The 14,934-nt window shown below is 45.9% G+C and carries 10 protein-coding genes and 1 pseudogene; 5 read left to right on the forward strand and 6 right to left on the reverse strand.

Going from position 1 to position 14,934, the window contains the following annotated elements; all coding sequences use genetic code 11:
- Positions 1–82: 82 nt before the first annotated feature.
- The 3 genes from MAMMFC1_RS03645 to MAMMFC1_RS03655 all read right to left on the reverse strand — a co-directional run bounded on the left by MAMMFC1_RS03645 (position 83) and on the right by MAMMFC1_RS03655 (position 4,711).
- Positions 83–1,846 carry a B12-binding domain-containing radical SAM protein gene (locus tag MAMMFC1_RS03645; RefSeq protein WP_126306558.1) on the reverse strand — a complete coding sequence of 588 codons (1,764 nt, stop codon included), beginning with the start codon at positions 1,844–1,846 and terminating at the stop codon, positions 83–85.
- Positions 1,839–3,029, reverse strand: a complete 1,191-nt coding sequence (locus MAMMFC1_RS03650; protein ID WP_126306560.1) for a Crp/Fnr family transcriptional regulator — start codon at positions 3,027–3,029, stop codon at positions 1,839–1,841. Before MAMMFC1_RS03650 ends, MAMMFC1_RS03645 begins: the two co-directional genes overlap by 8 nt.
- A gap of 224 nt (positions 3,030–3,253) precedes the next feature.
- The gene (locus MAMMFC1_RS03655; RefSeq protein WP_158618628.1) at positions 3,254–4,711 is read right to left on the reverse strand and encodes an ATP-binding protein; all 1,458 of its coding nucleotides are present in this window, start codon (positions 4,709–4,711) and stop codon (positions 3,254–3,256) included.
- A gap of 745 nt (positions 4,712–5,456) precedes the next feature.
- On the opposite strand from MAMMFC1_RS03655, the gene MAMMFC1_RS03660 reads away from it, so the two are divergent.
- Entirely contained in the window at positions 5,457–7,928 is a 2,472-nt protein-coding gene (locus MAMMFC1_RS03660) for a DsrE/DsrF/DrsH-like family protein (protein ID WP_126306564.1), read from the forward strand.
- 41 nt (positions 7,929–7,969) lie between these two features.
- A complete protein-coding gene (locus MAMMFC1_RS03665; RefSeq protein ID WP_232035644.1) occupies positions 7,970–8,221 on the forward strand; it encodes an ArsR/SmtB family transcription factor in 252 nt (83 codons plus the stop codon).
- Between the two features lie 99 nt (positions 8,222–8,320).
- On the opposite strand, the gene MAMMFC1_RS03670 is transcribed toward MAMMFC1_RS03665, so the two are convergent.
- Positions 8,321–9,997 (reverse strand): ABC1 kinase family protein, encoded by a 1,677-nt coding sequence (locus MAMMFC1_RS03670; protein ID WP_126306568.1) that lies wholly within the window; start codon positions 9,995–9,997, stop codon positions 8,321–8,323.
- Between the two features lie 48 nt (positions 9,998–10,045).
- On the reverse strand, positions 10,046–10,675 hold the full coding sequence (locus MAMMFC1_RS03675; RefSeq protein ID WP_126306570.1) for an outer membrane beta-barrel protein: 630 nt from the start codon (positions 10,673–10,675) through the stop codon (positions 10,046–10,048).
- 237 nt (positions 10,676–10,912) lie between these two features.
- Between MAMMFC1_RS03675 and MAMMFC1_RS03680 the strand changes: the two genes are divergently transcribed.
- Positions 10,913–11,974, forward strand: coding sequence for an HD-GYP domain-containing protein (locus MAMMFC1_RS03680; RefSeq protein WP_126306572.1), 1,062 nt, complete (start codon positions 10,913–10,915; stop codon positions 11,972–11,974).
- A gap of 46 nt (positions 11,975–12,020) precedes the next feature.
- Here the strand turns inward: MAMMFC1_RS03680 and cobT are convergent, their stop codons facing one another.
- Positions 12,021–13,097, reverse strand: coding sequence for a nicotinate-nucleotide--dimethylbenzimidazole phosphoribosyltransferase (gene cobT, locus MAMMFC1_RS03685; protein ID WP_126306574.1), 1,077 nt, complete (start codon positions 13,095–13,097; stop codon positions 12,021–12,023).
- 310 nt (positions 13,098–13,407) lie between these two features.
- Here cobT and MAMMFC1_RS03690 point away from each other — a divergent pair, with 310 nt between their 5' ends.
- Entirely contained in the window at positions 13,408–14,352 is a 945-nt protein-coding gene (locus MAMMFC1_RS03690; RefSeq protein ID WP_126306576.1) for an AEC family transporter, read from the forward strand.
- A 426-nt stretch (positions 14,353–14,778) separates the two neighbouring features.
- Positions 14,779–14,914 (forward strand): annotated as a pseudogene (locus tag MAMMFC1_RS22830) (methyl-accepting chemotaxis protein); the annotation flags it as partial.
- Positions 14,915–14,934: the final 20 nt, after the last annotated feature.

A 14,934-nucleotide genomic window follows, 5' to 3' on the forward strand; every position in this document is an offset into this window, starting at 1 on the left:
GTCTTGTCTAAAAAGCTTATTGAGCTATGGGTCGGCCGGTTTCACTTATTTGTCCGGTTGCCGGAAACTCTGCGGGGTTACTTTATATGGCATTTTTCCGGGGTACAGGAAAATCAGCGGCAAAATGGGGACTGTTCGTGGCTGCCAGGGCTTGACTGCTGGCGTTTATTTGGTCAACCACCGTGCGCAGATATTGGGAGCTGCCGCTCATAATGTCAATCAGCGAGTTCTTTTGAAACTGCAGCAGGTCCAGCTTGGAGCGGTAGCCGATGGCTTCCGTCATCATCAGCAATTCGTCGGAAACGCCGATAGGTATTCCCATGGCTTGAATGGCCTGGCGCAAACGACCGTTTTCCCGTAAAAGCCGAGGCACATCCTGACCGTTTAGCATATAATCAAGTTTGGGCCAGAATTCCGCCGGTTTGTGGATGGAATACTCATACTCCATTAATTCCGGCGTAAATCCCGCTCCGGCCTTAAAACCAAAGGAATCAGCCTGTTCAAACCAGATTGTTCCCGGAAAAATTCCGGGGGGATTGACGATAACGGTGTCCGGCAGCGTATCTTCAATTAGACGCAAGTTGGCCTCAAACACACTTTCCAGACTAACTCCCGGCGGCACCGGGCAGGGATAAATCAACGCCAGCCCAATGCGGCAGGGGGCGCCGGCTTCCGCCGCGGCCAGTTTCAGGCAGTGAATGGTGTCGATGATGTCCTGACGGGTCACGCCTTTGTTCATGATCGCCGCATTGACAGCATCATGGCCGGTTTCGCCGCCCATGAACACCGCCCGCAAACCGGCGCGGATCATTTGGCAATAGGCTTGATAAGTTTGGTCCGTGACTTTTCCCGCCCGGACAAACATGGAATAGCGGATGTTGATATTATTTGCCAGCAGCATTTGGGCAATGGCTTTACCCTGATACACCGGCGTTTCGGAACTGCTGAACCGGAAAAAGGCGATTCCCTGCTGAATCATGGTGACTATTTCGCCTTTAATCTGTTCTACCGGCCGCGGCGTATAAGGGATTTGCTGTCTGGTATGGGAGCAAAAATTGCATTTGTTCCAGGTGCAGCCCACCCCGTCAACCAGAGTATGGAACAACATTTTGTCGGTTAGCTCAGCCGGCGTGTAGCGGGGAATGCTGTTAAAAGTGGCCGTCGGCACGCTTTTGCCGCTGTACTGACCCACCCGGATCAACGGCGCCGGACTGATATTATGCCGTACCAGCCGCAAAAATTCCTCTTTGTTTGCCGCCGTCCAGCGCAACCGGAGCAGTTTTTCCAGCATTTGTTCCCCCGGCCCCATGATGGCCAGATCGAAATGCCGGTTCCGGGTGACATATTCGCCATAAACGTTTACCTGGGGACCGCCGACAACCACCACCGTTTCCGGAGCGGCCTGCCTGACTTTGGCCGCCAGCATGGCGCTCCATTTATAGGAATCGCCGTACCAGCTCTTGATGCCCACCACCGGGATATTCCCTTCCTTTACCAATTTCACGATAGTATCAGCCAGCTCCTCCATATACCGGCGGCGAAAATACAGGCCGGCGGCCTGGACCGGCCAGGCGGCCAGCATAAGCGGCAGCAGCAATAATTTTTTTTGGCGGGCATATACTTTGATCTGCCACTCTACCAGACGGCGCAGCAATCTGTTGACCCAGCGGGGAACGCCCTTTTCAATTGCCCCTACCCGCTGCTCGTCAATTACCGCCACGGCAAAGCCCTTCTTTTCCAGATAGGTGCGCAGCAGCGCCAGGCTGTTTTCCAGGGCGGTATCGGAAGCAATCCGGTTGCGCGGCGCAAAACTGTTGACAAGCAGTAAATCAATCCTCTTATTCACGACCCATTCCTCCTTTAACCGCTTTAAGTCTTACCGGGTGCATACCGACAGGCATCGTCAGGCGCAAGTTCCGGATTATTTGGTGCCCGGCCTGCGGCTGGCGGCGGCAGAACCGCTCGAAGCCCTGCCGCGGAATAACCAGCACTTCCGAATCCGCCGCCGCGCTTATCGTCGCGTACTGGGGACGCGGTTCCGTTAACCCGGTCCCGCCGAAGCTTTCTCCCGGCTGTATTAAACGCTGAACGCCGGCACTGTCGGTCAGTAATGCACCGGTAAGCAGAATAAATACTTCATTGCTTACCTCGCCGGGACTGACCAGGCAATCAGCTTCGTAACAAGTCACTACCACTCCCGAATGCAACAAGACGGCGGACTCATCTTGACTTAATCCGGCTAACAACGGCACGGCCGCCAAGGGAGACTCGCCGAGCTTCTTTGTCACTATCTTCCATAAGTCATCTTTGCGTATTAATTGTGAATTGATGTATCTTGCTGCTTCCGGGAATGCGTGGAGAAATGCTTGTCCCCATTGGTTGTCATTGGATAATTCTCGCGCTACCCGGTAAAAGGGAGACCGGACGGCTCGGAAATGTTCTACATCCTCCACCACCATAATAAGGGGGACAAGCAGTCCATAACCGGGATCGGTAAAATTACGGGAAAATTTTCTAAAACCCAATTGTTCATATAATGGAATTAAATGTGGGTTACATCCAGTAAAAGTAAATTTGACATGATTCGTTCGAATCATTTCATAAGCCTTGGCCGTAAGCATATATAAAACTTGTGAACCACGATATTTTTTTTCAATTGATAATTTAGTAGCCAAACAAAATGTTTGATTGCTACCGTCAACAAGTGTTTGAAACTTTTCCATATAAAACGTTTTTGTCAAATCCTGCGGAAATTGTCCCATATTACCGAACATAACCCTTAGTGTGCCGATGATACCCAAATTGCTCTGAGCATAAAGTAGTTGACTGTATTCATCCATACAATCACTTATCATACCGAAATTTTGCTTGTTTTTTTTTATAAATTTACCCATTCCTTCCGCCAGCACCCGATAGCGAAACTTATAGATTTCCCGTTTCTCAGCCTGACTATGCGCTACATGGATAGAAACTTCATCGTTTCTGGGCACCATATAATTCTCTTTGTTAAGTAGCCCTTCTTTTCCCAAAAAAAGCCCTCCTTTTAATAAGTTTCATAAATCCAGTCAACTGTGCTTTTACATTCTCACCACCTCTCGAGGCAAAATTTCTACAAAATCCCATAAAATTCCTATCAATTGCAAAATTTTTGTAATTTTATGTCACGAAATGTAATATTTGCTTTAAAAATAGCAAAAAAAGAAAGCCCTTTTTATTGGGCTTTCAGTTAAAAATTTGACCGCAAGCTGCCTTATTATATTTCTTTCGGTATTTTAAACCGGACGATGAACGTCGTTCCCCGGCTACTTGTATCGACCTCAATTTTGGCCTGATGCCTGTTGGCAATCCGGTAGCAGGTTGCCAGTCCCAGTCCGGTCCCGTTTTGTTTGGTGGTGAAAAACGGCCGGCCCAGATTGGCCAAAACATTCTGGGGTATGCCTTTACCCTGGTCCCGGACGGTAAATACCACCGCGTCATTGTCCGCATATGTCCGCAGGGTCAGGGAATAGCCGGTGTCGTCCATGGCCTCAAGACCGTTGCGCACCAGGTTCAGGATCAATTGCCGGATTTCCTTGGCATCAATATACACGGCCGGTATGTCGCCTAAATCCAGCACTATTTCCTTGCAGGCAGCGACGGCGTCGGCCGTGACCAGCGGGTATAGGGATTCAATAATCGTATTTAGCTGGACCAGGCGCATATCAGCCATTTTATTCTGGCTTAAAGCCAGGTACTCTTTGATGATCTGGTTGATCCGGTCCAGCTCCGCCAGCAGTTGGTTAAGCTGTCCCTGATAATTGACGAATTCTTTTTTCCGGGAAAAAATCTGCAAATAGCCGCTGATGGTCGTCATGGGGTTTCTGACTTCATGGGCCATGCTTGCCGCCATCTGCCCCACGGCATTGAGACTTTCCAGCCGGGCGACGTCCTGCTCCAGCGCTTTCCGCGCCGAAACGTCGCGGACTATCCCTTCAAAGCCGACGCAGCTGCCGTCCTCGCTGAGCAGCGGCGCCAAAGTCTGCTCCACCCAAATGGCCCGCCCGTCCCGGTGAACGAAGCGCATTACCAGCGGCTGAACGGCGGCAGCCACATCGGCCATAACCATCTCCAGCAGCGGCCAGTCGTCCGGGTAAACAATAGTGCGCATAATGTCCGCTCTAGCCTGGAACTCTTCCGGCGAGTAACCGGTCAATTTGGTTATCGACGGACTGATATATTCGAATCCCGCCAGCGGCGCCAGCCGGTAGCGGTAGATGACATCCACGGCGTTTTCGGCCAGCAGCCGGTAGTGTTTTTCCTTGACCTCCAAGTCCCGGCGGGTTTTTTCAAAATAAACGATCAGCGTGCCAATAGCAATCATAAGTCTCAATGCCGCATCCAGCATAAAGCCGAATGGTGCAAACCAGGCAACCTCAATAAAGAAAGGCAGATCCATCATATGAATTCCTAAAATAATAAAAGCAGCGCCGGTAATATTCTTGCCCCAGCCTTGTATGCCAGCGTGACGAAGGAGCAGTATTCCTGTCCAACAGTATACGGCGCCGATAAACAAACACGCCGGTAATACTCTTAAATAAAACGGTAAAGCAGCCAAGGTGGCAATACTGCTTATACCAATGGTAATCACCGTAATAAACCACCACACTGGATGCAACTTTTTTTCTAAAAACTCTACCGTACCATAAAGCAGGATGAAACTGGCTATTATCATTAAAACGGCAAATCCAAGAAATGCTGGGAGACTAAGCTCAGAATATGAGACACGAAGAAAAAATGACCGTATTAGACACATTGCCCAGCTAATCATCCACAAGGCTAAATAACGTTGCCGGTATTGAAGGTAAAGATAACCATAAACACAGGTAACACAAGTAATAGCTGATAATGAGATTATCATGGAGATTTCAATGACATTCATCAAAACATCCCACCCATAGCAATTCTTTTTATGTCAGACTGGCCATGCAGTTTGGAAACGGCACCAGCGCAGTATGAAAGTGCTATTTTAGAGGATAGAATTTATAACTTTTCGGGAAGATACAATAGTTGATTGATCTGCAATTTAGACAAAAGCGAGCTTATATCCTTCGTAACATGAAAAAGTTTTTTATGGCCCGTCTTCTTTCATAGGCAAATGAGCTGCTTTACCAGAACAACAGGCACCATTATGAGTATTATGAGTGACTGCCAAAATTCTTTACAATTCGCAGCCGCCTGTGTCTTTCTTAACCGCCAAACCGCCAACAAAAATATATTTATATAATTCCATAAAAGTTAAAATACTCCTCTAAGCATCAAAATATTCCTGATTATTTCTCTTCGTTCCCGAATATTCAGAAAGAACCAAATTGGCCAATAATAATATAAAATTTTCTTTAAATTACATTACAGGTTGATTTATAAATCGTTATATCGTAATATTAGGATATAACGACGAAAGTAAGGAGTTGAATGAAATGAAAGTGTTAATTGTCGGCGGAGTTGCCGGCGGGGCCAGCGCCGCCGCCCGCTTAAGACGTTTGGATGAAAAATGCGAAATAGTTCTCTTGGAAAGAGGGGAGTATATTTCTTTTGCCAACTGCGGGCTGCCCTATTATGTCGGTGAAGTTATCCGGGAAAAAAACAAATTGGTTGTGCAAACCCCGGCAGCTATGAAAGCCAGATTTAATATTGATATCAGAACTCTAAACGAGGTAGAATTCATTGATACCGCCAAGAAGGAAGTGGAAATAACCGACCTGCGGACGGGCCGCAAATACCGGGAAAAGTATGATAAGCTAATTCTTTCCCCCGGCGCCGCTCCTATCAAACCGCCAGTCCCCGGCCTGGATGCGGCCAATGTTTTTACGCTGCGCAATATTCCTGATACGTACACCATAAAAGATTTCGTGGACAGCCGCCACCCGAAAAGAGCGGTAGTGATCGGCGGCGGCTTTATCGGCGTCGAACTGGCCGAGAATCTGGCGGAAAGAGGCGTCAAGGTAACCTTGGTGGAATTGGCGAATCAGATTCTCGGACCCATTGATTTTGAAATGGCCGCCCTGGTGCATCAATATTTAAAGGAAAAAGGCATTGAGTTATACCTGGAGGACGGACTGAAGTCAGTCAGTCATACCGATAAATATTCCATCGTATCCCTCAACAGCAAGGAAGAAATCAAGACCGATATGATTGTACTAGGCATTGGGGTGACGCCGGAAAATAAGCTGGCCAAAACGGCCGATTTGGAACTGGGTGAACGGGGGGCGATTAAGGTAAACAAAGCTTTACAGACGTCCAACCCGGACATTTACGCTGTGGGCGACGCCATTGAAGTAATTGATTTCGTCAACGGCCGCCCCACTCACATCCCGCTGGCAGGCCCGGCCAACAAACAGGGCCGGATTGCCGCCAATAACATCTGCGGCTTGTACGAGGAATATCCCGGCACCCAGGGAACTTCGGTGCTGAAAGTATTTGACTACACGGTGGCTGCTACCGGTAATAATGAAAAAACACTGAAAAGATTTAACATTCCCTATGGAAAGTCTTTCACCCATTCCCTGTCCCACGCCGGTTATTACCGGGGAGCGACGCCGGTTTCCCTGAAAATCCTGTTTTCGCCGGCTGACGGGAAAATATTAGGCGCCCAGGCGGTTGGCTTTCAGGGAATTGAAAAGCGAATTGATGTTATCGCCACTGCCATCCGGGCCGGTATGACGGTATACGATTTGGAAAAGCTGGAGCTTTCCTATGCTCCTCCCTATTCATCAGCCAAAGACCCGGTAAACATGGCCGGTTATGTGGCTGCCAATATACTGAAGGGCGATTGCCGGGTCATCCATTGGCATGAAATGAATTCCCTTGACCAAAGGGCTTCGCAAGTGGTAGATGTGCGAACTCCCTTGGAATTTGGCACAGGTTCGGTAGCCGGCGCCGTCAATATTCCCATTGATGATTTGCGACAAAGAATCAACGAAATCCCCCGGGACAAGGACGTGATTGTATATTGCCAGGTGGGGCTAAGGGGCTATCTGGCTTACAGGATACTGGTGCAAAACGGTTATACAAAAGTAAGAAATTTGAGCGGGGGATATAAGACCTACTCTACTGCCATGGGCGAACAATCCAATCGAAACGTATACCGTTACGAGGATTTGCTGCCGGCAGCACCGTCGGCAGCTAACACTACCCACCGGGAGGACAACGACGGCCAAGCCGATGTTCAAATTGATTGTTCCGGCTTACAATGCCCCGGCCCCATCATGCAAGTCAATAATGCCATCAATTCAATGGAACCGGGTGAAATTTTGGCAATAACCGCCACCGACCCGGGTTTCGCCGCCGATATCGAGGCCTGGTGCCGCAGTACAGGCAACCAGTTGCTGTCAATCAATAAATCGGTGCAATTCATAAAAGTTTATATTAAGAAGGGCGGTAAACCGGCTAAAATGCAAGAAGAAAATAAAATGGCCGCCGCCAATGATAAGACCATGGTGGTATTCAGCAGCGACCTGGATAAGGCCATCGCCGCCTTCATCATCGCTAACGGCGCCGCCGCCATGGGCAGGAAGGTAACCATGTTCTTTACTTTTTGGGGATTGAATATTCTCAGGAAAAGCGAATCGGTTAACGTTAAGAAAAATCTGCTGGAATCCATGTTTGGCAAGATGATGCCCCGAGGGTCGAAAAAACTGGGCTTGTCCAGAATGAATATGGGCGGCCTGGGCGGCAAAATGATTCGGTATATAATGGGCGCGAAAAATGTCGCTTCCCTGGAGGACTTAATGGACCAAGCCAGGAAACAAGGCGTCAGGCTTGTGGCCTGCAATATGTCCATGGATGTAATGGGAATTAAACCGGAAGAACTTATTGACGGGGTGGAAATGGGCGGTGTCGCATCCTATCTAAATGCTGCGGAATCGGCGGATACCAACTTGTTCATTTAAATTATGGAGTGGGTGATATAATGCAAAATATGAAAGAGTATATGCAAAAAAGCGAGCTGCTGAAAGCAATAGCCCACCCGGTGAGGCTTTGTATTGTAAGAGGATTGATTGATAATCAATGCAATGTCACCAAAATGCAGGAATGCCTTAATTTGCCCCAATCGACGGTATCCCAGCATTTGGCCAGGTTGAAGTCGGCAGGCATTATCGAAGGGGAAAGAAACGGCTTGGAGGTTTGTTACAAGGTAGTAAATGAAGATGTAAGACAGATTGTAGCGTCAATTTTTAAATAATATACTTCATAAAAACCCGTTATCTTGATAAGCTCCCCTTGTGGCGGACAGTTTCAAAACGAAGCAAGTGTCTATTAAAACCGCCACTGTTTACACCCACTATAATTTTCCGGATCGAATTATTGCATATAGTACCCATGCAAACATGAAAATGGCAATAATAAAACCAATTTCAAGTACAGGGAAGTTCCAGAGTAAGGGTGGTTGTCCCATTAAGGATAAACTAATAATACTACTACCCATCAAAATGCTAAATGCTAATAGCATTATGCTTACAGATATTCGATTGCTAATTCGAGCCTGATGCTTTAAAAATAGGTCTGTTTCAGTAAGAGATACGTCTAAGTGTAAACGCCCTTGATTAACAATGGTACTTAACTCTTTTACGTTTTGGGGAGCATTGCTAAAAAGCTCACCAAAGTCAACAGCGATTTTCCATATGGACTCAGCAATTGTCTTGGGGTGCATTCTTTCCATTAATAATTTTTCCCCAAAAGGTTCAACCACATCAAGCAGACTTAAAGCAGGGTCAAGTTTTTTTACAACGCCTTCTACAGTGAGCAACGCCTTGCCAACCAATACTAGATCAGATGAAATCCGGATGTTATGTTTTTGGGCAATACCGAAAAAATTGGTTATGGCTTCGCCAATACTGATTCGACTTAAAGGTAGTCCATAATAAGTATCTTTAAAAAGTTCAATATCATTTCGCAACTGCCGGGTATCTACTTGGGGAGGGACTATTCCTATTCTTAGAACAGCCTTCAGTAACTCGGCTGTATCATTACGTTTAAGGCCAATCAGTAATGATGATAAACAGTTTTTCATTTCGGAGCCAAGTCTTCCTACCATCCCAAAATCTAAAAAGCCAATAACCTCCTGCGGCAGCACAATAATATTCCCAGGATGCGGATCTCCGTGAAAAAATCCATTAACAAATATCTGTTCAAAAATACCTTTTGCAAAACGATTGGCGATTAATGAGAGATTGTATCCTCGCTGTGCAAGTATATCAATTTGGCTTACCTTTATACCTTGAAGAAATTCTGTTGTAAGGATTTTTTTAGTGGTATAATCCCAATAGACATTAGGAATATAAAAATCCTTCTGTTCTTTTAGCTGACCGGAAATTTTATCACTATTCCGGGCTTCAACAGTGTAGTCAAGTTCTTTGCGAAGGGACTTGGAAAATTCATCTATTATATCGACAATTTGATATTGTTTGGCCCATTGGAACCGGTTTTGGGCGGCCATCGCTATTTCAAATAAAATTTCCAGATCTGTTTCAATATTGGCAGTAATACCGGGACGTTGAACTTTTACTGCTACTTTTTGTCCGGATTTTAATATTGCCATATGAACTTGTCCAATCGAAGCCGCAGCTAACGGCTCCGGATCAAATTCCTGAAATATTTCCTCGATATCAGAACCCAGTTCTTCTTTGATTAAACTCCGAATTTGTTCAAATGGAAAAGCGGATACTTTATCTTGTAATTTCTCTAAGTGAATAATAATTTCACTTGGTAAAATATCTGGTCTAGTGCTGGCGATCTGACCTAATTTTATGTAAGTAGGCCCCAGTTCTTGCAGGACAATCCGAATTCTTTCCCCAAGGTCAGGCGAGGTCACTTCGGATGATTTTATCCACAGACGTTCATGATAGGGGATTTTGGGAATTACATCTATTTCTTCAACGAGGTAGCCAAACCCTTGATTTACTAATACAGCAGCAATTTCACGATATCGATTTATATGCCGTAGTTGTTTGCCAAACATAAAACCTACCTCCCCCAGTTTATACGATACAATATGTCCGTCATTTCCTTAAAATTTATCAGTTAACCCAATGCCAAAGCTCCGCAATGCCATGGTAGGATTAGCGGGTCCACCCATGCCAACAGTCAGGTGCCGGTAAGTCGTATTTAGTTCCCAGTTTTTAGCAAGCTTATAAGCTAAGCCAAACTCAACATTGGCGACATGGGTTCCGTCGGTCGCCAGTATCCCGTACAGGGTATATTTTTTGCTCAACTCCTTAATCCCCACTACTCCCAGCACAACGGCTGTCCGGTCAGGCATGTCGCGGCCGGTAGCTGCGTTTTTACTGCTGGTCCAGGTGTGTCCGACAAAAATCTGATAATGGGGATCAAGTTCATAACATACATTGAACTCGCGGTGGTTGGAGCGATGCCTGCCGTCATACACGTCGCCGTCGTAATGGGTATCGCGGTATTGCAGCGCAAATTTCTTGCTCAAAGCGGTGGTGATACTCCATTCATAGTTTGTATCCCTGGCGTTTTTCGTGTCCACTTCATTATGTACTTTGATATTGTAGTCCAGGGCAGTATTACCCTGGGAAAAATGATTGAGCGGGCCGGCCAGAGCCGTCGGGCCTGTCCCCATGATAAACGCGCAGAAAAGCAAGCTGGCCAAAAGTTTGCTATATTTGCTATGCATATGCTCAGACCTCCTTTTATAACCTACTGTACAGTATGCTTATAACAATATTATTATGCAGCATATTGATGAACTCCCGTCATAAAACCGTCATGCTTTCACATGACGGCAAAGGTTTCTTCTCTTATATTTAATTTACTATAATTTAATATTAATCGCTGTTTTTCGACAAGGTATTCCCTTTTGCCTCGCATAATATATTATATTGATTAGCGCAGTGGCTGGAGGTGTAAAGTCATGCCTTATATAATAAAACAATATTGTCTCGGTGACGTGAAGCCGGGTATGAAGCTGGGACGGGATTTATTGTCGGCAGAGGCTAAAGTAGTGCTATTAAGCGAGCATGCCGTCCTTACCGCGGCACTCATCCGTAAAATTCACGAATGGGGGTTTAGCGCAATTGACATTTTGGAAGAGTACGGGGATGAATTATTTTTAAATCTGCGTAATGATCAACAGTATTTTATTGCTGAATACCTGAAACTTGTAGACTCTATCGAAGATGCCTTTCATAAGACCCGTTACTTACGACAGATTCCGATTGAGCAAATTAATGATCTTGCGGAACAAACGATGAATTCATTGCTGTCTTCAACAGCAGTAATCAGTTTTCTTCACATAATTAATTCAAAAGATGATTATACATTCCGACATTCAGTAAATGTAGCGGTTATTGCCGGTGTAATCGGGAAATGGTTAAAATGGCCTGAGAAGAGTTTGCACCAATTGGTTCTGACAGGCCTTTTACACGACATTGGAAAAGCAATGATTCCTGTGGAGATTTTAAATAAACCTGAAAAACTTTCCCAAGAAGAGATGGATTTCATGCAACACCATACAATCATGGGTTACGAACTGGTAAAAGGTTTCAACCTGGTTTGCGAAGATGTAAAGCTGGGTATATTACAGCATCATGAACGCCTCGACGGTTCGGGTTATCCTGAAGGACTTGCCGAGAGCCAGATTGGACAATTTGGTAAAATTATTGCTGTTGCTGATGTATATGATGCCATGACCAGCAACCGTGTATACCGTAATTCTTTGAGTCCTTTGTTTGTTATCCAGGAATTATTTAATGACATGTTTGGAAAACTGGATCCGTCAGTTTGCGCTGTATTTATTTCCAATATCCGTGAATCCTTGGTCGGTACAACGGTAAAGTTAAGCAACGGATCGAATGCGAAAATCCTATTTTTGGATAGATGCCGGCCAATTATGCCGCTGGTCCAGACGGATGACGGAGTATATATTGATTTACAAGAGAATACTGATATAGAGATTGTTGAAATTGTGTTCTAAGCCCGCCAATGGTCAAAATTAGCAATTCTCGCTACTATCACCGCCCCTAGACTTCTTTATCCCCGGCATTATACGCCTCAGCCACTTTTGCTTCGCCAAAAGTGGCCATTTCATTTACAATCTTAACGGCCGCGTCCAATAAGGTCATACCCAGCGCCGCGCCGGTGCCTTCGCCCAGGCGCATGTTGAGCCTAATACACGGTTCCAACCCGAGCGCCTGTAGAATGGCCGCGTGTCCGGGTTCTTCCGATAAATGGGAAGCCAGCAGGTAGGGTTGGACGGAATTACATAAACGATAGGCCGCCAACACTGCCGCTGAAGATATGAATCCGTCCAGAATAATCAAAATCCGCCTGGCTGCCGCCCCCAGCACCGCTCCGGCCAGGGCCGCTATTTCCAGTCCGCCGACTTTAGCCAGCACGTCAATGACATCATGGGGATCAGGCTTATGCCGGGCAACAGCTTCTTCGATCACCCGGATTTTTTGGCTAATCACTTTCTGTTCAATGCCTGTGCCTCTCCCGACCACCTGTGCCGGAGGTTTGCCGGCAAGAAGGCTGGTAATGGCCGAGCTGGCCGTGGTATTGGCAATCCCCATTTCACCAAGGCCAATGACCTCGATTCCATCATCAGCCAGTTCATTGACCATATCCATCCCTGTCTGTAAAGCCTGAAGCACCTCCGGCCGCTCCATGGCCGGGCGATAACGCATATTGTCGGTGCCTTTGCGGATTTTACGGCGCCGGATGGGCAGCCCGGCCGGAAAGTCGGCTTTAACCCCTACGTCCACCAGTATCAGGCGGGCGTTGGCATGCCTGGCCAGCACATTGATTGCGGCCCCCCCGTTGACAAAATTATATACCATTTGTTCCGTCACTTCCGCCGGAAAGGCGCTCACCCCTTCTACCGCCACGCCATGATCGGCCGCCATGAGCAAAATGGCCTTGTTCGGCAGCGTTATAGGCAATTTCCCCTGAATACCGGCCAATTGACAGGCCATCTTTTCCAATACCGCCAGACTGCCTGGGGGCTTGGTCAAGCTATCCAGCCGCTGTTGGGTCAACAGCATGCTGTCCTGGTTGAGTGGTTCAATCGACCTGATAATAGATTCCAATGATTTCATAATGACCTCCGAAAAATTAAACAACCCCGTATCTGCTCAGTTAAGTAATTGCCACGAGCTGCTTAAAGACAGTCCGGTTACACGTTCCGCATAATAACACTGTTTCTACGGTAATAAATTTGGTACAATGTGAATGATATCGACTCATCGACTTAGCCCATGCTAAACTGACAAATTGCGGTACTTAAATATATGCGGAATCACATGATTATATATGTCCCATTAAGGAATTAACACATCCGGGATACAATTTCAATTCTTTTAATGCGTTCCATATAGATCAAACTAAAGAAGAAGGGTGCGGACAAAAGTGACGGCACAGATCGCTGCTATAACCAATCAGATTATAATCTTCGCAATACTTATGGCGATAGGTTTTATTGCCGCCAAGACCGACATTTTTACGAAAGATGCGCTGAATACTCTATCCCGGCTTATCGTTAAAATCATTCTCCCGGCATTAATATTTAGTGTTGTTGCGGGAAGCGGCGTTACGGCCAGGGAGTTTTTGATCAGCGGCAGATTCACCATGGGCGTGGTATTTTGTTTTTCCCTTCTTATCCTTGCCAGCGTGGCAATGAGCAAACTGTGCAAACTGGAAGGCAAGAGCGCAAATATCTATGTGGCTCTTTTAACCTTTGGCAATATGGGCTTTATGGGGATACCGCTCATACAGGCAATATTCAAAGAGCCGGTTGCCCAGGTTTGCATCGCGGTTTACACCCTGGTCGACATGGCATTGTTATGGACATTCGGGGTTTATTTATGCAGCCGGCATCAGAAAAATTCAAATCCGTTGCATGCGGTTAGAAATATGCTTAATCCTACTACAGTTGCATTGTGTATTGCTTTTATCATCATGCTTTTTAAGATTCCGGTGCCGGATTTGCTTATGAGCACAATTGCGGGCACCGGCGGTACAAGCAAGTATTTGACACTGATGTATTTAGGCGGTGCCTTGGCTTATGTTTCCGTGGACAATATAATCAAAAAACCAAGCATATTAGTTTCAACGATAGTTAAAATGTTAGTATTACCGGTTATTGTTTATTACTTTTTGGGTTTTTTTCTGCCCCAGATTCCGCGGACTATATTAACAATAATTGTTGGACTTCCGTCTATGACTACAGTTGCCATGATGGCCACAACTTATCAATCCGATGATGAATACGCAACCGAAATGATTTTTGTTACTACATTAGCCAGTCTTGTCACCATTCCAATCATAAGCGTTGTAACGAACATGATGGCGTGAATGCCCCACGACCCCATATGCTTTCCACCTTTCGCTTCAAATAAGGCAATTAAGTCAATGCCCGGCCCAAATTAACAAAAATTTAATAAAAATTTCTTTTTATCATTAGCAGGAATTACAAATTTTGTGCCTAATTGTCGATTTATAGAATAATCACAACATTTATAATATAGGAACGACAAAGATGTCCTTTTCCTCAGTCTATTAAATCTGGGGAAAAGGACTATTATTTTTGCCACTCTTTTAGCCCACTACTTCAGAAAGATATGTTCGTTCTCGAAACTTCCCGTTTTGATTATTCTTTTTCATGAAGAAAGGGGTATTTATATGGCAGAAAATTCAGTTACAACTCTCGACATTTCCGTCCTTTTAAAAGAAATGACAGAAGCGAACCAAAAAGTACGGGACATTGTCCGCACTATCGAGGATATTAGTAAACAGACCAATTTGCTGTCATTAAACTCGGCTATTGAAGCCGCCAGAGCAGGAGATGCCGGGCGAGGCTTTGGGGTTGTAGCCGACGAAATTAAAAAATTAGCCGAAAGAAGTTTTACAGCCACTAAAGAAAGCAGAGTACTAATC

The organism is Methylomusa anaerophila, assembly GCF_003966895.1.
GTDB classification, from domain to species: domain Bacteria; phylum Bacillota; class Negativicutes; order Sporomusales; family Sporomusaceae; genus Methylomusa; species Methylomusa anaerophila.